This window comes from Aestuariimicrobium kwangyangense DSM 21549 (assembly GCF_000421525.1).
In the GTDB taxonomy this organism is placed as follows: Bacteria; Actinomycetota; Actinomycetes; order Propionibacteriales; family Propionibacteriaceae; genus Aestuariimicrobium; species Aestuariimicrobium kwangyangense.
This window is the reverse complement of sequence record NZ_ATXE01000001.1, coordinates 588,796-611,277: the sequence shown is the minus strand read 5'-3', so window position 1 is coordinate 611,277 and position 22,482 is coordinate 588,796. Positions and strand designations below refer to the sequence as shown.

General features: G+C 68.6%; 21 protein-coding genes. 16 read left to right on the top strand and 5 right to left on the bottom strand.

Annotated features, from left to right (window positions below; all coding sequences use genetic code 11):
• Positions 1 to 5: 5 nt before the first annotated feature.
• From H507_RS0102695 to moaC, 10 genes are read left to right on the top strand one after another with little or no spacing between them, the layout of a single operon-like run.
• Positions 6 to 3,716: a nitrate reductase subunit alpha gene (locus H507_RS0102695; protein WP_022909186.1), complete on the top strand. Its 3,711-nt coding sequence runs from the start codon at positions 6 to 8 to the stop codon at positions 3,714 to 3,716.
• The gene (gene narH, locus H507_RS14280; RefSeq protein WP_022909185.1) at positions 3,716 to 5,299 is read left to right on the top strand and encodes a nitrate reductase subunit beta; all 1,584 of its coding nucleotides are present in this window, start codon (positions 3,716 to 3,718) and stop codon (positions 5,297 to 5,299) included. Before H507_RS0102695 ends, narH begins: the two co-directional genes overlap by 1 nt.
• Complete coding sequence (narJ, locus tag H507_RS17790) at positions 5,299 to 5,949, top strand: nitrate reductase molybdenum cofactor assembly chaperone (RefSeq protein WP_022909184.1); 651 nt, start codon at positions 5,299 to 5,301, stop codon at positions 5,947 to 5,949. Before narH ends, narJ begins: the two co-directional genes overlap by 1 nt.
• Before the next feature lie 3 nt (positions 5,950 to 5,952).
• A complete protein-coding gene (gene narI, locus H507_RS17785; RefSeq protein WP_022909183.1) occupies positions 5,953 to 6,708 on the top strand; it encodes a respiratory nitrate reductase subunit gamma in 756 nt (251 codons plus the stop codon).
• 1 nt (position 6,709) lies between these two features.
• Positions 6,710 to 8,020, top strand: coding sequence for an MFS transporter (locus H507_RS14270; protein WP_040437374.1), 1,311 nt, complete (start codon positions 6,710 to 6,712; stop codon positions 8,018 to 8,020).
• Between the two features lie 34 nt (positions 8,021 to 8,054).
• Complete coding sequence (locus H507_RS0102670) at positions 8,055 to 9,455, top strand: MFS transporter (protein ID WP_022909181.1); 1,401 nt, start codon at positions 8,055 to 8,057, stop codon at positions 9,453 to 9,455.
• A complete protein-coding gene (locus H507_RS0102665; RefSeq protein ID WP_022909180.1) occupies positions 9,455 to 9,895 on the top strand; it encodes a molybdenum cofactor biosynthesis protein MoaE in 441 nt (146 codons plus the stop codon). Before H507_RS0102670 ends, H507_RS0102665 begins: the two co-directional genes overlap by 1 nt.
• Positions 9,886 to 10,650, top strand: coding sequence for a HesA/MoeB/ThiF family protein (locus tag H507_RS14265; protein WP_022909179.1), 765 nt, complete (start codon positions 9,886 to 9,888; stop codon positions 10,648 to 10,650). The genes H507_RS0102665 and H507_RS14265 overlap by 10 nt, the downstream gene beginning before the upstream one ends.
• Complete coding sequence (locus H507_RS0102655; protein ID WP_022909178.1) at positions 10,647 to 11,909, top strand: molybdopterin molybdotransferase MoeA; 1,263 nt, start codon at positions 10,647 to 10,649, stop codon at positions 11,907 to 11,909. Before H507_RS14265 ends, H507_RS0102655 begins: the two co-directional genes overlap by 4 nt.
• Positions 11,906 to 12,391, top strand: coding sequence for a cyclic pyranopterin monophosphate synthase MoaC (moaC, locus tag H507_RS0102650; RefSeq protein ID WP_022909177.1), 486 nt, complete (start codon positions 11,906 to 11,908; stop codon positions 12,389 to 12,391). The genes H507_RS0102655 and moaC overlap by 4 nt, the downstream gene beginning before the upstream one ends.
• Positions 12,392 to 12,463: 72 nt before the next feature.
• Here the strand turns inward: moaC and H507_RS0102645 are convergent, their stop codons facing one another.
• Positions 12,464 to 12,967, bottom strand: a complete 504-nt coding sequence (locus H507_RS0102645; protein WP_022909176.1) for a MogA/MoaB family molybdenum cofactor biosynthesis protein — start codon at positions 12,965 to 12,967, stop codon at positions 12,464 to 12,466.
• A 131-nt stretch (positions 12,968 to 13,098) separates the two neighbouring features.
• On the opposite strand from H507_RS0102645, the gene H507_RS0102640 reads away from it, so the two are divergent.
• From H507_RS0102640 to H507_RS14250, 6 genes are all read left to right on the top strand, one after another.
• Positions 13,099 to 13,509, top strand: coding sequence for a TOBE domain-containing protein (locus H507_RS0102640; protein ID WP_022909175.1), 411 nt, complete (start codon positions 13,099 to 13,101; stop codon positions 13,507 to 13,509).
• Between the two features lie 137 nt (positions 13,510 to 13,646).
• Positions 13,647 to 14,348 carry a molybdate ABC transporter substrate-binding protein gene (gene modA, locus H507_RS14260; protein WP_022909174.1) on the top strand — a complete coding sequence of 234 codons (702 nt, stop codon included), beginning with the start codon at positions 13,647 to 13,649 and terminating at the stop codon, positions 14,346 to 14,348.
• Positions 14,341 to 15,132: an ABC transporter permease gene (locus tag H507_RS0102630; protein WP_022909173.1), complete on the top strand. Its 792-nt coding sequence runs from the start codon at positions 14,341 to 14,343 to the stop codon at positions 15,130 to 15,132. The genes modA and H507_RS0102630 overlap by 8 nt, the downstream gene beginning before the upstream one ends.
• Complete coding sequence (locus H507_RS14255; RefSeq protein ID WP_022909172.1) at positions 15,125 to 15,811, top strand: ATP-binding cassette domain-containing protein; 687 nt, start codon at positions 15,125 to 15,127, stop codon at positions 15,809 to 15,811. Before H507_RS0102630 ends, H507_RS14255 begins: the two co-directional genes overlap by 8 nt.
• A 9-nt stretch (positions 15,812 to 15,820) precedes the next feature.
• Positions 15,821 to 17,863, top strand: coding sequence for a S9 family peptidase (locus H507_RS0102620; RefSeq protein WP_022909171.1), 2,043 nt, complete (start codon positions 15,821 to 15,823; stop codon positions 17,861 to 17,863).
• A gap of 108 nt (positions 17,864 to 17,971) precedes the next feature.
• Positions 17,972 to 20,032 carry a M3 family metallopeptidase gene (locus H507_RS14250; RefSeq protein ID WP_022909170.1) on the top strand — a complete coding sequence of 687 codons (2,061 nt, stop codon included), beginning with the start codon at positions 17,972 to 17,974 and terminating at the stop codon, positions 20,030 to 20,032.
• A gap of 154 nt (positions 20,033 to 20,186) precedes the next feature.
• Here H507_RS14250 and H507_RS0102610 read toward each other — a convergent pair whose 3' ends face one another.
• The 4 genes from H507_RS0102610 to H507_RS0102595 all read right to left on the bottom strand — a co-directional run bounded on the left by H507_RS0102610 (position 20,187) and on the right by H507_RS0102595 (position 22,478).
• Entirely contained in the window at positions 20,187 to 20,909 is a 723-nt protein-coding gene (locus H507_RS0102610; RefSeq protein ID WP_022909169.1) for a glycerophosphodiester phosphodiesterase, read from the bottom strand.
• Positions 20,910 to 21,006: 97 nt separating this feature from the next.
• Positions 21,007 to 21,225, bottom strand: coding sequence for a hypothetical protein (locus H507_RS0102605; RefSeq protein ID WP_022909168.1), 219 nt, complete (start codon positions 21,223 to 21,225; stop codon positions 21,007 to 21,009).
• 162 nt (positions 21,226 to 21,387) lie between these two features.
• Positions 21,388 to 21,786 carry a DUF4190 domain-containing protein gene (locus H507_RS17780; protein ID WP_157438861.1) on the bottom strand — a complete coding sequence of 133 codons (399 nt, stop codon included), beginning with the start codon at positions 21,784 to 21,786 and terminating at the stop codon, positions 21,388 to 21,390.
• Positions 21,787 to 22,232: 446 nt separating this feature from the next.
• The gene (locus H507_RS0102595) at positions 22,233 to 22,478 is read right to left on the bottom strand and encodes a hypothetical protein (RefSeq protein WP_022909167.1); all 246 of its coding nucleotides are present in this window, start codon (positions 22,476 to 22,478) and stop codon (positions 22,233 to 22,235) included.
• Positions 22,479 to 22,482: the final 4 nt, after the last annotated feature.

The window sequence follows — 22,482 nt, the reverse complement described above, 5'->3', positions numbered from 1 at the left end:
TCGGCATGAGTTCACCCGCCCGGATCGACGGACCTGCCTCGGATGCCCTGCTGAAACTGGGCAGGTTCTTCAGTCGTTGGGACGAGACGGACGACGGTCGGGCCGTCTTCCGCGAGGGCGGCCGAGCCGGTGACGTCTTCTACCGCGACCGGTGGAGCCACGACAAGGTGGTCCGCTCGACCCACGGGGTGAACTGCACCGGATCATGCTCCTGGAAGGTCTACGTCAAGGACGGGATCATCACCTGGGAGTCGCAGCAGACCGACTACCCCACCAACGGTCCCGATCGTCCCGAGTACGAGCCCCGCGGCTGCCCCCGCGGGGCCGCCTTCTCGTGGTACACCTACTCCCCGACCCGGGTGCGCTACCCCTACGGCCGCGGGGTGCTGATCGAGATGTACCGCGAGGCGAAGGCCCGCCTCGGCGACCCCGTCGAGGCCTTCCGCGAGGTCTCGACCGACCCCGAGAAGCGTCGCCGCTACCAGCGAGCCCGCGGCAAGGGCGGACTGGTGCGCATCAGCTGGCAGGAGGCCGTCGAGATCGCGGCCGCAAGCTATGTCAACACCATCAAGAACTACGGACCCGACCGCTGCGTCTCGTTCTCGCCGATCCCGGCCATGAGCATGGTCAGCCACGCCATCGGCACCCGCTTCACCCACCTGATCGGTGGGGCCATGACCAGCTTCTACGACTGGTACGCCGACCTTCCGGTGGCCAGCCCGCAGGTCTTCGGTGACCAGACCGACGTACCCGAGTCGGGTGACTGGTGGGACGCCACCTACCTGATGATGTGGGGCTCCAACGTCCCGGTCACGCGCACGCCCGACGCCCACTGGATGGCCGAGGTGCGCTACCGCGGCACCAAGGTGGTCGCCGTCAGCCCCGACTACGCCGACAACGTGAAGTTCGCCGACGAGTGGCTGCCCGCCCAGGCCGGTACCGACGCGGCCCTGGCGATGGCCATGGGGCACGTCATCCTCAAGGAGAACTTCGTCGACGGGTCGGTCGACTACTTCACCGACTACGTCAAGCAGTACACCGACCTCGGCATGCTGGTGACCCTCGTCGAACACCCCGAGGGCCATGGGCTGACGGCCGGCAAGTTCCTGACCGCTGCCGACCTGCCCGCCGAGGCACACCGCAGCGATGCCTCCTTCCGCACGGTCATGTACGACACCGCCCGCCACTCACCGGTGGTGCCGAACGGCACCATGGGCGACCGCTACTCCGAGGACGGTGCGGGCCAGTGGAACCTCGAGCTCGGCGACCTGCAGCCGGCCCTCAGCCTGATCGACCAACCCGACACACGCGCCGTCGAGATCGCCCTGCCCTGTTTCGAGGACGCCAAGGGTGAGGGCACGATCATCCGTCGTGGGGTGCCCGCCACCGTCATCGACGGCCAGTTGGTCACGACCGTGTTCGACCTGATGCTCGCCCAGTACGGGGTGGGACGCCCCGGCCTTCCCGGTGTCTGGCCCGCCGACTACGACGACGCATCGGTGCCCTACACCCCGGCCTGGCAGGCCGAGATCACCTCGGTGCCCGCCGAGGCCTGCCTGCGCATCGCCCGCGAGTTCGCCGCCAACTCGGCCGAGTCGAAGGGGCGCACCATGATCATCATCGGTGCGGGCATCTGCCACTGGTTCCACGCCGACGTCACCTACCGGGCCATCATCGCCCTGTTGATGATGACCGGCTGCATCGGTCGCAACGGTGGCGGCTGGGCCCACTACGTCGGCCAGGAGAAGTGCCGACCCATGACCGGCTGGTTCAACATGGCCAACGCACTCGACTGGAGCAGGCCCCCGCGCACCATGATCGGCACCGCCTACTGGTACATGCACACCGACCAGTGGCGCACCGACGGGTTCTCGTCCGACTCGGTGAAGTCGCCGTTGTCGACCGGCAAGCTCGACGGGCTGCACACCGCCGATGCCGTGGCGCTGTCGCACCGGCTGGGATGGATGCCCTTCTACCCCCAGTTCGACCGCAACCCCCTCGACCTCGCCGACGAGGCCGCCGCGGCCGTCGAACGCGGCGAGGCAGAGACCCCGCAGGCGTGGGTGGCCGCACAGCTGAAGAACCGAACGCTGCGCAGTTCGGTCGAGGACGTGGACGCCCCCCAGAACTGGCCACGCACCATGATCCTGTGGCGCTCGAACCTGTTCGGCAGCTCGGCCAAGGGCAACGAGTACTTCCTCAAGCACCTGCTCGGCACCCACAACAACGTGATGGAGAACGGTTACGGAGCAGACCTGCGACCCGAGCACGTCGTCTGGCACGACGAGGCGCCCGAGGGCAAGCTCGACCTGCTGATCACCGCCGACTTCCGCATGACCAGCTCGACCCTGCTCAGCGACATCGTGTTGCCGGCCGCCACCTGGTACGAGAAGCACGACCTCTCGTCGACCGACATGCACCCGTTCGTGCACGCCTTCACCCCGGCCATCGACCCGCCGTGGGAGACCAAGAGCGACTTCGACGTCTTCACCGAACTGGCCCTCAAGCTGTCCGAACTGGCCAAGGGACGGCTCGACACCCGCCGCGACCTGGTGGCGGTCGCACTGCAGCACGACACCCCCGGCCAGATCGCCCAACCCGGCGGTCGGGTGCCCGAATGGCTCGACACCGACCTGCCGGCCGTCCCCGGGAAGAACCTGCCGGTGCTGCAGGTCGTCGAACGTGACTACACCGCGATCGCCGACAAGCTGCTCACGGTCGGACCGCTGGCCGAGAAGCTCGGGTTCACCACCAAGAACATCACCTACGACGTCACCCACCAGGTGCAGCGACTGGGCAAGCTCCACGGCGTGTACCCGTCGGGACCTGCGGCGGGTCGTCCGGCCATCAACACCGACCAGCGGCTGGCCGAGGCCATCCTGACCTTCTCGGGCACCACCAACGGCGAACTGGCCACCCAGGGGTTCCGCACCCTCGAACACAAGACCGGACGATCCCTGGTCGACCTGGCCGCGGGCTCGGAGGAGAAGCTGATCACCTTCGCCCAGACCCAGGCCAGCCCCCAGCCGGTGATCACCTCACCGGAGTGGTCGGGGTCGGAGACCGGTGGACGCCGCTACGCCGCCTTCACCATCAACACCGAGCGGCTCAAGCCGTGGCACACCCTGTCGGGCCGGATGCACTTCTTCCTCGACCACGACTGGATGATCGACGCAGGCGAACAGTTGCCGATCTTCCGTCCACCCCTGGACATGCGGCGGGCCTACGGGGAACCCGAGCTGGGCCCGACCGGTGAGAAGGCGATCACCGTGCGTTACCTGACGGTGCACAACAAGTGGTCGATCCACTCCGAGTACCAGGACAACCTGTTCATGCTGAGCCTCGGACGAGGGGGCCCCCAGGCGTGGCTGAGCGTCGCCGACGCCGCCTCGATCGGGGTGGCCGACAACGACTGGATCGAGCTCACCAATGCCAACGGCGTGTTCGTCGCCCGCGCGGTCGTCACCTCGAAACTGCCCGACGGCATCTGCTACGTGCAACACGCCCAGGAGCGGACGATCGACGTGCCCAAGTCCGAGGCGACGGGCCGACGCGGGGGCATCCACAACTCGGTGACCCGCATCCTGCTCAAGCCCACCCACCTCATCGGCGGCTACGCCCACCAGGCCTATGCCTTCAACTACATCGGCCCCACCGGCGTGCAGCGAGACATCGTCTCGACCGTGCGCCGCCGCTCCCAGGAGGTTCAGTACTGATGGCGACCAAGCCACGTCGCGTGATGGCCCAGGTGGCCATGGTGATGAACCTCGACAAGTGCATCGGGTGCCACACCTGCTCGGTCACCTGCAAGCAGGCCTGGACGAACCGGGCCGGCACCGAGTACGTCTGGTTCAACAACGTCGAGACCCGACCCGGGCAGGGGTATCCGCGCAGCTACGAGGACCAGGACAAGTGGCAGGGGGGCTGGGTCCGGACCCGCTCGGGACGCCTCAAGCTGCGCTCCGGAGGGCGGTTCAAGAAGCTGATCAGCATCTTCGCCTCACCGGTGCAGCCCGAGATCAGTGACTACTACGAGCCGTGGACCTACGACTACGAGAACCTGGTGCAGGCACCGCTGGGCGACGACTTCCCGGTGGCCCGTCCCAAGTCGTTGATCACCGGCGACGACCTGCAGATCAAGGCCTCGGCAAACTGGGACGACGCGCTGGGCGGCGTCGGCGCCACCGCCGAGTCCGACCCGATCCTGAGGAAGCTTCGCGACGAGGCGAACCTGCAGATCAAGCTCGAGTACGAGAAGACCTTCATGTTCTACGTGCCGCGCATCTGCGAGCACTGCCTCAACCCCTCGTGCATGGCCTCCTGCCCCTCGGGCGCCATCTACAAGCGCGCCGAGGACGGCATCGTGCTCGTCGACCAGGACAAGTGCCGCGGTTGGCGCCAGTGCATCACCGGCTGCCCCTACAAGAAGATCTACTTCAACCACCGCTCGGGCAAGGCAGAGAAGTGCACCTTCTGCTACCCCCGCCTCGAGGTGGGTCTGCCGACGGTCTGTTCCGAGACCTGCGTGGGACGACTGCGTTACATCGGCATCATCCTCTACGACGCCGACCGCGTCACCGAGGCCGCCCTGGCCGACGACAAGGACCTCTACGAGGCACAACTCGAGCTGATGCTCGACCCCAACGACCCGCAGGTGATCGCCGACGCCCAGGCCAACGACGTGCCCACGGACTGGATCCGGGCCGCCCAGCGCTCCCCGGTCTACGCACTGATCAAGCACTTCAAGGTCGCCCTCCCGCTGCACCCCGAGTACCGGACGATGCCGATGGTCTGGTACGTGCCGCCGCTGTCGCCGGTCGTCGACCTGCTGAAGGCGCAGGGTCACGACTCCGAGGCCGGGGGCAACTTGTTCGGGGCCATCGATTCGTTGCGGATCCCGCTGGAGTACCTGGCCGAACTGTTCTCGGCCGGTGACGTCGAGGTCGTCCGCGGGGTGCTGCAGAAGTTGGCGGCGATGCGTTCCTACATGCGCGACGTCACCCTCGGGCGTGATCGCCAGCCGGAACTGGCGCGGGCCGTGGGCATGGAGCCCGCTGCCATGGAACAGATGTACCGACTGCTGGCCATCGCCAAGTACGAGGACCGTTACGTCATTCCCAAGGCCCACCGCGAACAGGCCCACAACCTCGAGGAGATGGGCTGCTCGCTCGACTTCGAGGGCGGTCCCGGTTCGGGTGGTGAGGGGCCGTTCGGGTCCTCGTCCGGTCGGGTGGTGCCGGTCGCGATCGAGTCGTACGCCGACGCCAAGGCGCGCCAGCGCGACGAGAGCGGGGCGTGATGGCGAAGTCCGCCACGAGCCAGCACTCACCCATCGACGCCCAACGCCGCAGCGCTGTCGTGTTCCGGGCCGCTGGCCTGCTGCTCGACTACCCCGACCAGGCCATGATCGACAACCTCGACCTGATCGACGAGGCGGTCACCGAGGTGGGGGCACGCGAGTTCTTCGCCGAGACGCTGGCCCACCTGCGTCGGCTGCCGCTGATGGAACTGCAGTCGTGGCACGTGCAGGAGTTCGACCTCTCCCGCCGTCACGCCCTGCACCTGACCTACTGGACCGACGGGGACACCCGTCGCCGCGGCGAGGTGTTGGCCAGCATCAAGCAGACCTACCGCGACTCCGGACTGCTGGTCGACCTCGACGGTGAACTCCCCGACCACCTGCCGATGGTGCTGGAGTTCGCCGCCACCGGACACCCCGAGCTGGGACGGGCCATCCTCAACCGCTACCGCGCCAGTCTCGAACTGCTGCGCATCGGCCTCGAGAAGGACTCCCTCCCCCACGCCGGCCTGGTGGCCGCCATCTGCCATGAGCTCGGCGGGGAGTCGCCGCAGACCCGCGAGCAGGTTCGCACCCTGATGGCCGGGCCCCCCGCCGAGAGCGTCGGCGTCGAACCCGTGCTGTTGCCCTATCCCAGCGTGAGGAGCTGATCCGTGAAGGTGCTGCTGTGGGGCGTGCTGCCCTACCTGACGCTGCTGATGCTCGTCGGTGGTCTCATCTGGAGGCGCCAGTACGACGCCTTCGGCTGGACGACCCGGTCGTCCCAGTTGTACGAGTCGAAGTTGCTGCGCATCGCCTCACCCGTCTTCCACTTCTCACTGCTGGCCGTCTTCGGCGGACACGTCGTCGGGTTGATGGTGCCCAAGTCGTTCACCGACTGGATCGGGCTGAGCCAGCACAACTACCACGCCGGGGCCCTCTACGGCGGCGGCCTGGCGGGTCTGGGCCTGGTGCTCGGCCTCGCGCTGCTCGTCTGGCGGCGACGCCGCACGCCGGCCGTGTTCCGGGCCACCACCTGGAACGACAAGATCATGTACCTGGTGCTGGCGCTGGTCGTCGGGCTCGGACTGTTCGCGACCCTGACCGGTGGCCGCACCCCCTCGGGAGCCGAGCACAACTACCGCGAGACCGTCTCGGTGTGGTTCCGCTCGCTGTTCACCTTCCAGCCTGACGTCGACGCCATGGCCGCCTCGACGTGGCAGTTCCAGGCTCACGTCGTGATCGCCCTGCTGCTGATCGCGGGCATCCCGTTCACCCGGCTGGTGCACGCCTTCTCGGCCCCGGTGCACTACCTGTTCAGGCCCTACATCGTCTACCGCTCCCGTGACGCGGTCGGCGCCCGCCGGTCGGCCACCGTCAAGGGCCGTGGCTGGGACCCGATCGGCACGCCCGACAACCGTCGCCGCTGACATGAGCGAGGCAACCGTGGTCCCCACCCAGCGGGGGGCCGGCCGCGTGCTGGCCATGTCGAGCATCGCGTTCACGCTGATGTTCGCCGTCTGGCTGATGTTCGGCATCCTCGGCATCCCCATCCAGAAGGAACTGGGCCTCTCGGACGAACAACTGAGCTGGATCTCTGCGTTGGCCGTGCTCAACGGCTCGCTGTGGCGACTGCCAGCCGGCATCCTCGCCGACCGCTTCGGCGGACGCGTGGTCACGCTGGTGCTGATCTTCGCCACCGCCGTCCCGGCCTTCCTGGTGTCGCGGGCAGAGAGCTACGGGGCCGTGCTCGTCCTCGCCTTCCTGGTCGGCTTCGCCGGCAACCTGTTCTCGGTCGGCACCGCGTGGAACTCCGCCTGGTTCGGCAAGGAGCGCAAGGGACTGGCCCTGGGCGTCTTCGGGGCCGGCAATGTCGGCGCGTCGGTGACCAAGTTCATCGGACCCCCGCTCATCCTCGCGACCGCCGGCACCACCTTCGCCTTCGGCATCCAGGGTGGTTGGCGGCTGGTGCCGGTGATCTACTCCGGGCTGCTGGTCGTCGTCGGGATCATCACCCTGCTGGTCGTGCCCCGTCACGACCACGTGCCCGGCCGATCGAAGCCGGTGCGCGAGATGCTGCAACCGCTCAGGCACGTGCGGGTGTGGCGGTTCAGCCTCTACTACGTGGCCGTGTTCGGGGTCTACGTCGCCCTGTCGGCCTGGCTCCCGAAGTACTACGTCGACAACTTCGACGTGTCGCTCACCGTCGCCGGACTGTTGAGCGCCACCTTCATCTTCCCCGCCAGCCTGCTGCGTCCGGTCGGCGGGTGGCTGTCCGACCGCTTCGGGGCCAGACGCGTGATGTACCTGACCTTCGTGCTGATGGCGATCACCTCCGGGATCCTGATGATGCCGAACGGGCACATCGTGATCGCCCACCCCGACGGCACCCAGACCGAACACCTCGCCTACCGGATGGCGCTGCCGGCGTTCGTGGCCCTGGTCTTCGTGCTCGGCTGCGCGATGGGTCTGGGCAAGGCGGCGGTGTTCAAGCACATCCCCGAGTACTTCCCCGACAACGTCGGCTCGGTCGGAGGGCTGGTCGGCATGCTCGGCGGCCTGGGCGGGTTCGTGCTGCCGCCCCTGTTCGCCTACTCCAAGCAGTGGTCAGGCTTTCCCTCGTCCACCTTCTTCTGCATCTTCGTGCTGGTCGTGAGCTGCGGCGCCTGGATGCAGTGGACGATCCACGGCATGTTGCACCGGGCAGCCCCCGAACTTGCCGGCCAGATCGAACCCACCTGAGAAACCCCTCACGAGAACAATCGAGGACATCACCATGACCACCACCACACGACCCGCCACCCAGGGGGACTGGCTGACCAGTTGGGACCCGGAGGACGAGCAGCGCTGGAACAAGCCGCTCGCCTGGCAGACCCTGATCGTCACCACCGTCAGCCTCACCCTCTGCTTCGTCGCCTGGTTCCTGCCGAGCGCCATCATCCCGAAGCTGAACGCGCTGGGCTTCGGGTTCACCAAGTCACAGCTCTACTGGCTCGCCTCGATGCCGGGACTGTCGGCCGGTCTGCTGCGCCTGTTCTGGATGGTGCTGCCACCCAAGATCGGCACCCGCAAGATGGTGGCCGCCACCACCCTGCTGCTGTTGCTGCCGATGCTGGGCTGGGGAGTCGAGGTGCAGCACATCGGACAGACCCCCTACTGGAAGTTCCTCGCGCTGAGCTTCCTCGCCGGTATCGGCGGTGGCGCCTTCTCGGGATTCATGCCCTCGACCTCGTTCTTCTTCCCGCGGCGCATGCAGGGCACCGCCCTGGGCCTGCAGGCCGGGATCGGCAACTTCGGTGTCTCGCTCGTGCAGCTGCTGACCCCGTGGATGATCGGCTTCTCGATGGTCGGCTTCCTGGGTGCCTCGCAGGCGATGAAGCGCCCCGGCCAACAGCCGGTCGACGTCTGGTACCAGAACGCAGCCTTCTTCTACGTGCCGCTGATCGTGTGCGTGGCCATCTGGGCGTGGATCGTGCTGCGGTCCGTGCCGGTGAAGGCCAGCATCCGCCAGCAGTTCGACATCTTCCGCAACCAGGACACCTGGTGGATGACGGTGCTCTACATCATGACCTTCGGCACCTTCTCGGGCCTGTCGGCCCAGTTCGGACTGCTGATGGCCAACCTCTACGGCAGTGGCAACTCCGCCATCGTCCAGGGAACCGGCGCGGCCGCCCGGGTGCTGATCGAGGGCTACCACGTGCCCGACCCCGTGAAGTTCGTCTTCCTCGGGCCACTGGTCGGTGCCGCCGCCCGCGTGATCTTCTCACCCCTCACCGACCGCATGGGCGGTGCCATCTGGACGCTCATCTCGGGACTGGGAATCCTGGTGTCGATCATCGTCACCATTCCCTCCCTCACCCCCGACACCTCGTCGGCCGCGAGCCTGCAGAGCGGGTTCAACCTGTTCCTGGGCGGCATGCTGGCCATCTTCCTGTTCGCGGGCATCGGCAACGCCTCGACCTTCAAGCAGATGCCGATGATCTTCGAGCGCCGGCAGGCCGGCGGGGTGATCGGCTGGACCGCCGCGATCGCAGCGTTCGGCCCCTTCCTGTTCGGGGTAGGTTTGACGATCATGTCTGCCACCGCCTTCTACGTCATCGGCGCCTGCTGGGCCGTTGCCTGCATCGGGATCACGTGGTGGCGCTACGCCCGCAAGCACGCCCCGAAGCCGAGCTGATGGCAGCGGCCCCCACCACGGCACGCATCGGCTCGTCCGGCGTCACCGACCACCCCATCGACACCGCCCGGCTGCTGGCCGAGGTGGACGACCCGGCTGCGGGCGCGGTGGCCACGTTCGCGGGCATCGTCCGCAACCACGACCACGGACGAGCCGTCACCTCGATCGACTACCTGGGCCACCCCACCGCGTCCGACGTGATGGCCCAGGTGGTCGCCGAGTTCGCCGGTCGCCAAGGGGTGCACGCCATCTCGGCCGAGCACCGCGTGGGTTCGCTGGTGGTGGGCGACGTGGCGCTCTACGTGGCCGTCGCCGCCTCCCACCGCGGGCAGGCGTTCGCCGCGGTCAGTGAACTGGTCGACGAGGTGAAGGCCCGGCTGCCGATCTGGAAGAAGCAGTACCTGGCCGACGGTAGCCACGAGTGGTCCGAATGCCCGTGAACGGGGCGCCGGTGGCGGGGCTGGACGAGGTGCAGCGGGAGCGTTACCTGCGCAACACCTCAGTGGTCGGGCTCGGCGAGCCGGGGCAACTGCGACTGTTGGCCTCGTCCGTCCTGGTGATCGGCGCCGGAGGACTGGGCTCGGCGGCCCTCCCCTACCTCGCGGCCGCCGGCGTGGGCCGGATCGGCATCGTCGACGGGGACGTCGTCGAACTCAAGAACATGCAGCGGCAGGTGCTGCACACCGACCTGGGACGCAACAAGGCGGAATCGGCCGCCGAGCGGCTGCGACTGCTGAACCCCGACGTGCGGGTCGAGGCGCTCGAGCAGTACCTGAGCGCCGATCAGGCCCCCGACCTGTTCGCCGGCTACGACCTGGTGGTCGACTGCTGCGACACCTTCGACGCCAAGTTCATGATCAGCGATGCCTGTCGCCGGGCGGGTCGGCCGCTGGTCTGGGCGACCGCCGTGGGCATGCAGGGCCAGTGCTCGGTGTTCGGGGTGCCCGACAGGCACGGCGACCGGCTGTGGTTGCGTGACCTGATTCCCGAGGAGCCACACCCCGACGACTACCCTCGCGCCACCGAGATCGGCGTGCTGGGCGCCATGGTCGGCCAGATCGGGTCACTGCAGGCCACCGAGGCGATCAAACTGCTCGCCGGGGTCGGCCAGCCGCTCGTCGGGAGGGTGATGGTGCTCGACGCATTGACGGCCCGCTGGTCCGTACTGCCGCTCCGCTCGAGGGGACAGCGTTGAGCAGCCCCCTGCTCAGCGTCGAGGACCACCTCGAGCAGGTGCTCGCCCTCGGCCAACGGCTACCTCCCCAGTGGTGCCCCATCGACGAGGGTCTGGGACGGGTGCTCGCCGATGACGTCTCGGCCCGGGTGGCCGTTCCTCCCTTCGACAACTCGGCGATGGACGGTTTCGCGGTCCGTTCGTGCGACCTGGTCACCGGAGCCCGGCTGAGGGTGGTGGGTGACATTCCCGCCGGGGCCACGTCGTGGTCGTCGATCGGGCCGGGAGAGGCCGCACGAATCATGACCGGTGCGCCGATGCCCCCCGGCGCCGACTGCGTGGTGCCGGTCGAACTCACCGACCAGCCCTGGGGTGATGTGGCGTTGCCGGCCTTCGTCGTCGTGCACGAGACGGTCCCCGCCGGCCGCCACGTGCGCCAGCGAGGAGAGGACGTCGAGGTCAACGAGGTGGTGCTCCCCGCCGGCCTGCGCTGGACCCCCGGCGCAGCCTCGTCCGCGGCCTCGCTGGGTCATGGCCAGGTTCGGCTGGTGGCCCGCCCACGGGTGTCGGTCATCGCCACCGGGTCGGAGCTGGTCGCACCCGGCCACCGCCTCGGCCCGGGGCAGATCCCGGACTCCAACAGCTCGCTGGTCGCCGGTCTGCTGTCGTCGTTCGGCGCCGACCTCGGCCCCGTCCTGCGGGTGGGCGACGACCCACAGGCCCTGCGGGCCGCGCTGGCAGAGGCGACCGCCGCCAGCGACCTGGTCGTCACCACGGGCGGGGTCTCCGTGGGCGCCTTCGAGGTGGTCCGACAGGTGGTCGAGGGTGAGGTCACGTTCACCGGAGTGGCCATGCAACCGGGCAAGCCGCAGGCCTGCGGCCTGGTCACCGCGCCGGACGGACGACGCGTCCCCCTCCTCGGTCTTCCCGGGAACCCGGTGAGTGTGTTCGTGTCGAGTTGGTTGTTCGTCCGCCCCCTGGTGGCCAAGCTCGGTGGGTGGCCTGCGGATTGGCCCGGTGACGGGCTGCGGGATCGTCCCGGGGTGGACCTACCGGCGAGCGAGGGCTGGCGCAGCCCACCGGGCCGCCGCCAGTACCTGCCGGCCCGACGCGTCAACTCGGGCGTGGAGCCGGTGCACCGGTTGGGCTCCGGGTCGCACCTGGTGGCCTCCCTCGCCCTGGCAGACTGCTTGGTTGTGGTCGACGAGCAGGTGACCGAGGTGAAGGCCGGCGACCTGGTCGGGGTGCTCCCTCTGCACGGTCCTAGGGTGGGCCCATGAGCGAGTTCAGCCACCTCGACGCCAGCGGCCAGGCGCGCATGGTCGACGTCACGGGCAAGCAACCGACCGTGCGCAGCGCCACGGCTGTCGCCTTCGTCCGCACCTCGCCCGCAGTGGTGGCAGCCCTGCGTGACGGCACGGTTCCGAAGGGCGACGTGCTCGCCGTGGCCCGCGTGGCCGGGATCGCCGCCGCCAAGCGGGTGCCCGACCTGCTGCCGCTCGCCCACGTCATCGGTGTGCACGGGGTGGTGGTCGACCTCGAGGTGACCGACGAGGGCGTGTCGGTGCGGTCGACCGTGCGCACGGCCGATCGCACGGGCGTCGAGATGGAGGCCCTCACGGCCGCCACGGTGGCCGCGCTGGCGGTGGTCGACATGGTCAAGGGCGTCGACAGGTTCACCGAGATCACCGGGGCGATGGTGGTCGCCAAGACCGGTGGCAAGTCAGGCGACTGGGAGCGACCGGCCACGTCCTCCCAGTAGCGGGCCGACGGGACGGGTTGCGCCAGAGCGGTTCCGGGTCAGACGGGGTCCACTGTCAGACGGGGTCCACTGTCAGACGGGGTCCACTGGGTGGTCGCCGCCGTCGAGTTGGTCGACCACGTGGCCCAGCAGTGGACCGAGCACGGTCAGTGCATCACGGGCACCACCCCGGCTGCCGGGAACGTTGACCACCAGCGCCGGCGCTCGTCCCTCTCGTCGAGCCACTCCGGCCAGACCGCTCGACAACCACGCCTGCGGGGTCTTGTGGGCACCGGCGGCGCGAATCGCCTCGCTGATACCGGGGATCTCCTGGTCGAGCAGGTCGCGCGTGGCCCGCACCGTCACGTCACGCGGTCCCACGCCGGTGCCTCCGGTCGTGATCACCACGCGGGCGCCGGACTCGACACCGTCGATGATGGCCTGCCTGATCGCCTCGACCTCGTCAGGCACGATCACCGCCGCGTCGACCTCGAACCCCAGGCCGAGCAACCCGTCGCGCAGGATCGGCCCCGACCTGTCCTCGTAGACCTGGGCATGGGCGCGGTCGGAGCAGGTGATCACGAGGGCTCGACTCATGGACTCATCCTAGTGATGAGCCAGCACCGGCCACGGGGCAGGGAGGCGCGGTCACCGGCTCCACCCGCGGCTCGGCCGGATCAGCTTGCGGCGCGCATTCCCTCCGCAGGTGCGGCTGGTACCTTTCATTCATGCCGCACCTTCGGATCTCACAGGTGGCGACGCTGCTGGGCGTCAGCGATGACACGGTGCGTCGCTGGGTCGACCAGGACCGCCTGCCTGCCCACCGCGACGAGGCCAATCGACTGGTCGCCGACGGGGCGGACGTGGCGCGACTGGCCCAGGACCTGGCTGCCGACCTCGATCGGGACGGCCTCGACCCGGGTAGCCACCGGCGGTCCGCCCGCAACCACCTCACCGGGATCGTCACCCGGGTGGTGAGCGACCCCGTCATGAGCCAGGTCGAACTGCAGTGTGGCGCCAACCGGGTGGTCTCCCTGATCTCGACCGAGGCCGTCAAAGAGTTGGGTCTGCAGGTCGGGTCCGTCGCCACCGCCGTCATCAAGGCCACCAACGTCGGGCTCGAAGGAGCACCGGAGTGAGTCGCCCCGACCGCGCGCCGGGCGTGGCGATCCAAAGCCGCTCCCTGGACGCCGATGTTGCCCGGGGTGGGCAGCATTCCTCGCCCCGGAACGGTTCTGGATCGCGTGCACCACGCCACACCAGCAGGGGCGGCGCAGTGCTGGCGGCGCTCGCGCTGGCCACGGTCACCCTGGCGGGGTGCGGCATTACCACGACCAACACCGCCACGGTCTTCGCGGCGTCGTCGTTGGCCACCGTCTTCCCGCAGATCTCGGACGCAGCCCAGGCCCCCGCGACCTTCAGCTTCGACGGATCCTCGGGTCTGGTCGACCAACTCGCCGGCGGGGCCCCGGCCGACGTGCTCGCGACGGCCGACCGCACCACCATGGATCGCGCGGTCAAGGCTGGTCTGGTCGGCACACCCCGTCAGTTCGCCACCAACCGGTTGGCCATCGTGGTCGCCCGCGGCAACCCCCTGTCCATCACGGACCTCACCGACCTGACGGGACGCAAACTCGTCGTCTGCGCGCCCGAGGTTCCCTGCGGACGAGCCGCCGCCCAGATCGCCGCCGACCGGTCGATCCCGCTCCGCCCCGTCTCCCAGGAACTCAAGGTGGCCGACGTGGTCGGCAAGGTCGCCTCCGGCGAGGCCGATGCCGGGCTGGCCTACACCACCGACGGCACCGACCGGGTGAGCGTCGTCCCCCTGCCCGGCGCGGAACGACACCTCACCACCCTGTGGATCGCCGTCGTCACCGACTCCCCCCACCCTGCGGTCGCGGACGCGTTCATCTCCGCCGTCACCGGCACGACGGGCCAGACCCTGCTGCGCCAACGGGGGTTCGGCACTGGTGGCTGAACCGCTCGTCACCCCACCACCCCGCACCGCCTGGCTGGCGTTCAGCCTCGCGGCTGCCCTGATCGGGCTGCCCCTGCTGGGGCTCGTGGTGCGTGCCCCGTGGGCGCGCCTGCCCTCACTGCTGGCCGGTCACGAGGCACAGCAGGCGCTCGGGCTGAGTCTGGGCACCTGCCTGGTCAGCACCGCGGTCGTGGTGGTGCTGGGAGTACCGACCTCGCTGGTGCTGGCCCGATCCACCGGGCGCTGGGTGCAGGTGGCCCGTACCCTCTTCAGCCTGCCGATGGTGCTGCCGCCGGTGGTCGCCGGACTCGCCCTGCTGGCCACCTTCGGCCGCTGGGGCGTGGTGGGCCGTCCGCTCTCCCACGCAGGGATCGAGATCGGGTTCACCACCACGGCAGTGGTCATCTCGCAGGTGTTCGTCTCGCTGCCGTTCATGATCGGTTCGCTCGAGGCGGCGCTCCGGACGTCCGGCACCCACCACGAGGTCGTGGCTGCGGGTCTGGGAGCTAATCCCCTCCGGGTGTTCCTGACGGTCACGGTGCCGATGGCTGCCCCCTCCATCGGCGCCGCGGCGGCACTGGCCTTCGCCCGCGCCCTGGGAGAGTTCGGCGCCACGCTCACCTTCGCCGGTTCCCTGCCGGGGGTCACCCGCACCCTGCCGCTGGAGATCTACCTGCTCCGTGAGTCCGATTCCGATCTCTCCCTTGCCCTCTCGCTGGTGCTGCTGGTCGTGGCCGCGGTGCTGGTGGTCGCCACCTCCCGCTGGAGCGGGAACCGTGGCTGACGCGGCGCGGGTGCGGGCCGTGGTGAACGCACGAGGGGTCGCGCTCGACCTCACCCTGCCGGCGGGGCTCACCACCGCCGTGGTCGGGCCCAATGGGGCCGGCAAGTCGACCCTCGTGCAGTTGTTGCAGGGCTCGGTCGTGCCCGACGAGGGGGAGATCGCGCTCGGTGAGCGTCGCTGGGTGCGCATCGGTCAGGGACGACGACTGTGGGTGCCCCCCGAACGTCGGGGCTGTGCGGTGGTGGGCCAGACGACAGGACTGTTCCCCCACCTCTCAGTGCTCGACAACGTCGCCTACGGCCCCCTCGCCCACCGACATTCCCGACGGTTCGCCCGCGACCGGGCCAGGGCCGAACTCGACTCGCTCGGCTTGTCCGGTCTGGCCGACCGTCGTCCCCGGCAGTTGAGTGGGGGCGAGGCCAAGCGGGTGGCGATCGCCCGGGCGCTGGCCGTCGACCCGAGACTGGTGCTCCTCGACGAGCCCTTCGCCGGCGTCGACGCCACCGCTCTGCCGGAGCTGAGATCGGTGCTCCGGGCACGTCTGGCCAGCTGCACGGCAGTGCTCGTGACGCACGACCCCGAGGACGTCCGGGTGCTCGCGCACCACCTGCTCGAACTGGCCGACGGCAGGGTGGCGACCGAGGCCACCTCATTCATGCGTGACTTCTCGGCTGGGTAAGTTGGGCCCATGCGCCCCGACCAACTTGACCTGCTGACCACCGTCTCGGAACCCGAGATCCACCCCTCCGCGACCTGGGCCGTCGTCTCGACCAGCCGCCCCAGCTTCGAGGTCGACGGGTACGTCGGCCAGTTGTGGCGCATCCCTCTCGACGGGTCGGGCCAGCCCCGGCGGATCACCCGCGGACGAGCCGACTCCGGCGCCCGGTTCAGCCCTGATGGCACGGTGCTGGCCTTCCTGCGCGCCGTCGACGGCAAACCCCAACTGCACCTGATGGAGGCAACCGGCGGGGAGCCGTTGGCCGTGACCGACCAGAAGTTGGGGGTGCGTGAGTTCTGCTTCTCACCCGACGGCTCAACCATCGCCTTCACCGCCCGTGTGCCCGAGGCGGGGCGTTACGGCACCGACGACGACATTCCCGCCGCCCTTGAGGACCCCCGCCACTTCACCGGCAACAAGCTGCAGATGAACGGCTTGGGCTGGCTCAACGGTCGGCCGCTGCAGGTATTCACCCTGGCGGTGCCGGCCCTGGATGGCGAACCGACACTGAAGCCCATCGGGCGGGCCAAGCCGGCGCCCTCGGGCGAGAAGGACGACCCCGAGGCCGTCACGCTGGTTCCGAGGGCGACCCGGGTCACCGACGACCAGGTCGACTGGTCCAACCCCACCTTCACTCCCGACGGTGCTGCGTTGATCGTCTCCGGTGAGGCCCATGACGGCCGCGAGAACGACCTGGTTGACGATCTCTACCGCCTCGAACTGCAGGGCAAGAGGTCCGGCCAGCTCACCCGGCTCACCAACACCGGCAAGCCCAAGCAGTGGATCGGCGCCGCTGCCCCGGTGCACTCGTCCGACGGCAAGCACCTCTTCTTCGTGGGGCAGCCCCTGGGTGAGACGGGTCTCGACTTCATCGGGCACCACGCGCAGGTGTACGTGCTGCCTGCCACGACCGAGAAGGGCGTCAAGGGCAAGCCCACCATCGTCACCGATGCCTCCATCACCGTGGCCAGCCAGCCCCGACCCTTCGGGGCCGACGGGGTCATCTTCACCGACGACCACCGAGGGTCGGGACGGGTCCTCACGGCCACAGCGAAGGGCAAGGTCGAGGTGGTCTTCGACGGTGCGCTGATGGCCCAGGCCGCCGCCGCAGTGGGTGACACCGTGGTCGCGACCGTGGCCGGTTCACGGACGATGGGCGAGGTCGCCCTCGTCCGCGACGGATCGGTCACGGTGCTGACCGACTTCTCGGCGGCCCTGCAGCAGCAGACGAGCATCGTCGACCCCATCGAGTTCGAGACCACCGGTGCCGACGGCTACCCCGTGCACGGCTGGGTGCTGAAGCCGACCCGCCGGGGCAAGGGACGCACCCCGGTCCTGCTCAACATCCATGGCGGGCCCTATGCCGCTTACCACGAGACCTATTTCGACGAGTTCCAGGCCTACCTCGAGGCCGGGTACGCCGTGGTCGCCTGCAACCCCCGCGGTGCGATGGGTTACGGAGCCGAGCACGGTCAGGCCATCAAGGGCGACTTCGGGAATCTCGACATGGCTGACATCCTCACCTTCCTCGACGGGGCGCTGGCAGCCAACCCCGACCTGGACGCCGACCGGGTCGGCATCATGGGTGGCTCCTACGGCGGCTACATGACGGCTTGGATCATCGGTCACGACCACCGCTGGGCCGGTGCCATCGTGGAACGCGGCTTCCTCGACGGGGCGACCTTCGTGGGATCGTCCGACATCGGCTGGTTCTTCGCCGGCGAGTACCAAGGCCATTCAGCCGAGGAGATGAACCGCCAGTCACCGATGTGGCTCACCGACCAGGTGACCACCCCGACACTGGTGTTGCACTCCGAACTCGACCTGCGCTGCCCGATCGCGCAGGGCCTGAACTACTACGGACGACTGAAGCAGGCGGGGGTTGACGCCGAGTTGCTGGTCTTCCCGGGCGAGAACCACGAACTGACCCGGTCGGGCAGCCCGTGGCACCGTCGCCAGCGCTTCGAGAAGATCCTGGAGTTCTGGGGCAGGCACCTCCCCGTCAAGGCCTGACTCCCGAACGCAGCGCCTCGCCCCTCACGACCCAGCAACCATGACGACCCAACAACCATGACGACCCAGCAACGATGACGACCCAGCAACCATGACGACAGGACACCCATGACCAATCCCCTGCTCTCCCCCTCGACGCTGCCGTTCAAGCTGCCCGACTACGCCACCCTGACCACCGAGCAGTACCGGGAGGGCATCGAGGTCGGCATGGCCGAGCAGTTGGCCGCACTCGAGCAGGTGGCGACTGACGAGACACCCGCCACCCTCGACAACGTGCTGGCCACCTGGGAGCGCTCGGGGGCCACCCTGGAGCGTTCGCTGAACGCCTTCTGGGTGGCGCGGTCGGCGCACTCCACCCCCGATCGGGACGAACTGATGGCCTGGGCATCGCCGCTGCTGGCCGCGCACAGCGACACCATCGCCCTCGACTCCCGCCTGCACCAGCGCCTGCTGGCCCTGCAGGCGCGTGTGGATGACGGTGAGGTCGAGGCTGACGAGCAGGACAGGTGGCTGCTCACCGATCGGTTGCGTGACTATGACCGCTCGGGCATCGGACTGCCGGCCGACCAGCAGGACCGGCTGCGTGCGCTCAACTCCGAACTGGCGAGCCTGTCGACCACGTTCGACACCCAGCTGACTGCCGGGCGCAACGAGGCGGCCGTGCACGTCACCGACGAGGCGGAACTGGCCGGGTTGGACGACGCGGAACGTCAAGCCCTCGCCGAGAATGCGGCCGCCCGCGGCCTGGAGGGGTGGCTCATCCCGATCGTCAACACCTCGGGGCAGCCGGTGCTCGACTCCCTCGAGAACCGAGAACTGCGCCGTCGCGTCCACGAGGCCTCCGTCACCCGCAACCTGTCGGGGGAGCACGACTCCCGCGAGACGCTCGTGCGGATCGCCCGGCTGAGGGCCGAACGTGCCCAACTGCTCGGCCACCCCCACCATGCCTCGTGGGCCCACGAGGTCACGTGCGCGGGCGACACCGCGACCGTCAACCAGATCCTCGCCCAGCTCACGCCGGGGGTCGCCAGCATCGTGGAGCGGGAAGCCGACCAGCTGCAGGAACGTCTGCACGCGATCGAACCGGGAGCAACACTGGAGCCTTGGGACTGGCAGTTCCTGGCGACCCAGCAGGCGGCCGAGACAGCCTTCGACACCGACCAGTTGAAGCCCTACCTCGAGTTCGAGCGGGTGCTGCACGAGGGTGTGTTCGCTGCGGCCACCGCTCTGTACGGCATCACCTTCGTGGAGCGTCCCGAGCTGGTGGGGTACACCGACCAAGCGCGGGTCTTCGAGGTGCGTGAGAGCGACGGCAGTGCTCTGGGCGCCGTGGTGCTCGACCCCTACACCCGGCCCACCAAGAAGGGCGGTGCCTGGATGACCTCGATCGTCGACCAGTCCGACCTGCTCGGCGACCTGCCGGTGGTGACCAACACCTGCAATGTGCCACCGCCCGCGACGGGGTCACCCAGCCTGATGAGCTGGGACAACGTGATCACCCTGTTCCACGAGTTCGGCCACGACCTGCACGGGTTGCTGTCGAAGGTGCGCTATCCGTCGAAGGCCGGCACGGCCGTCCCGCGCGACTTCGTGGAGTTCCCCAGCCAGGTCAATGAGATCTGGGCCTGGGAGCCGGCGTTGATCGCCCGCTATGCGCGCCACCACGAGACGGGTGAGCCGGTGCCCCAGGAATGGATCGACCAGCTGGTCGCCAACCGGCAGGAGTCGGGCTATCACACCTTCGAACTCCTGGCCGCGATGCTGCTCGACCAGGCCTGGCACCAGGCCTCGGTGGACGAACTGCCCGCCAGCGGTGAAGGTGTCGAGGAGTTCGAGCGCGCGGCCCTGGAACGGACCGGCGCCTGGTCGCGCCTCGTCCCGCCGCGCTACCGGTCGTCCTACTTCAGCCACATCTTCGGCGGTGGTTACGCGGCCGGCTACTACTCCTACCTGTGGTCGGAGGTGATGGACGCCGACACCGTCGCCTGGTTCCGGGAGCAAGCCGACGACCAGCAGCCCGGCGGCATGACCCGCGCCGCCGGTGATCGGTTCCGCCGGGAACTGCTCGGACGCGGTGGCTCCATCGAGGCCAAGGAGTCGTACCGACGGTTCCGCGGCTCCGACCCGGACGTGCGCCACCTGCTCGCCCGGTTGGGTCTGGACGCCTGACCCGCCGACCCCGCCCCCTGCGCACACTCTCACCTTCGGGGCAAACTCTCGCGCTCTGGCGCGAGAGTTTGCCCGAACGGTGAGAGTGTGCGGGGATCCGGTGGAGCTGGGGTTCCGGTGTCGTCCGGAATGGCGAGATGAAACCGGACGATCCTCAGCCGCGCAGCGCAACCGCCACGTCGGGGTGGTTGGTGATGATGGCGTCGACCTCGTCGCGCAGCATCATCGCCATGGGTCCGGGGTCGTTGACCGTCCACACGTTGACCCGCAGTCCGGCCTCGTGGGCGTTGGGGACGTAGTCGCCGTTGACCGCGACAAGCCCGTAGTGCGGGTGCAGGGCCTGCGCGCCGAGTGAGACGGCGTAGTCCCACGGCTCCACGAGCATGTCGGAGTGCAGCACCCCCACCGGCACCGGGGTGCCCGCTGCGATCATGTCGCGCACCGAGTAGTGGTTGAACGTGGAGTAGATCACCTGACCCGCGAGGTTCATGCCGGCGACCAACGCGTCGAGGTCCTGGGCCAGGTCGGGGTAGGGCTCGATGGTGTTCTTCAGCTCGATGTTGACCAGGGCGTCTGTACCGACCACGAGGTCGAGCACCTCACGCAGGGTGGGAATCGTCGAGTTGGCATAGCCACCCATCCCCGCCGAGAAGTCGAACGCGCGCAGCTCCTCAAGGGTCAGGTCGACGATGCGGCCCTCGCCATTGCTCGTGCGCTCGACGGTCTCGTCGTGGATGACGACGATCTGGCCGTCCTTGGTGAGGTGCACATCGAGCTCGAAGCCGTCCGCTCCCTGCTCGAGGGCGAGTTCGAAGGCGGGCATGGTGTTCTCGGGTGCGTAGGCGCTGGCGCCTCGATGCGCGAGGATCTTCGTCATGGTCCTGACGTTACCCGTCAGCGCTGCCCCCAGGACTGGCCCTGCGAGACACTCGCCCTCCTCGGCGCCCGACCACCCTGCTGCCGAGAATCAGTCGTCACCCGTTGCGATGGATCTGGTCGCTGAAGCCATCGGGATGAGGGCCGGCGTTCTGCCCCCGGAATGATGGCGGCCCGACCGGAGGAGGCTGTACGTACTGGGGGGTCGCCTTCGCCTTCTTCGCGAACATCACGATCAGCACGACCGCTACAACCGGCACGGCGACGACGCCCAGAACGACCAGAAGGATCAGAAGTTCAGGAAGACCCAGACCCATAGCAAACCTCCTTCGATGGAGGACTCCGACGATCGGAGCCTCATTGTCCAGATCGGCACCGTCGGGTATTCATTCGGGATGCCGTCGCGTGTTGTGGTCGATCCTGATGGTGGCGAGATCACCCACCGGGTGCCGAATGCCCGGGGAGAGCGAATCGCGGACTCAGCTGTAGAGAAGCATTCCGACAATTGCGCTCAACACCGCCAAGGATGTGCCAATGATTCCAAGAATCCTGCCTGCCACGGCCATGCTGCGACGGTTGGGCGCTGGAGCACGCTCTAGCGAGTTCGCCGCGTCATTGCCCAGCACGATCGCCACGATGCCGCCGACCAACGACGTGATCAGGTACAGCCACGGGATGAGGAACGTGACAACAGAGACGATGCCTAGGATCAGCGACGTGAGCGCCCGCCCATTGGCGCGGCCGATCTCGATGGGAACCGGTGCGAATCCCTGTGGAAGGACGTAGACGCCAGGTGTGAACTGCCCAGGAGCTTGCCCCTGCGGGGGATAAGGACCCGGACCGGCACTTGCATACCGCTGATTGGCCCATCCGGCCACTGTGGGACCAGGGGGAGCAGACGGCCCGGGCTCCGGCCAAGTCTGTTGCCCCTGCCCGTACCCCCACCCGTAACCGGGCGGCGCGCTCTGAACACCGGACCCCTGAGGGGCGGGGAAAGGGTCGCCAAGTGGCTCATTCAGCGGGGGACGCGGTCCCTCGTCATTCACCGGAAACTGGGGCATGACCGAACGCTATCGCGTGCCCCCTCCGCCGAACAGGCAGGTGGGTGCTATTCGTTGCACGAGGATGACCCTCGTCATCAACCATCAGGTCGAACGGCTTTCACCGGATGAAGAGACGCCGGGACTCCAAGCGTATTGGGGCCATGGCCCCCGTCGCCTGGTCGCGGGTGCGCCGGACCGGTGACCCATCACTTCGCGCCATCCACATCCACCCACCCCTGGGGCCAACCCGCTGGAACTCCACGCAGAATGTGCGAAAGGCCTCAGCGCTCGGTGGGGTCATCCATCAGGTTCTGACGGGTCGCCCCCGGTTCGCCGGAAATGCCAGCCTGATCGCCGTATGACGGGGGCTGCGGGTGGGCCGCAACGTCCTCGTACGTGCTCGGCTCCCCGTACGACTCGGGCTCCCGCCGACGGGTCAGGGTCACCACCCCCAGCACCACACCGAGTACCAGCAGTACCCCGAGGCCGGCGAGCAGCGCCAGCACCAACAATCCCGTTCCAGCCATGGGT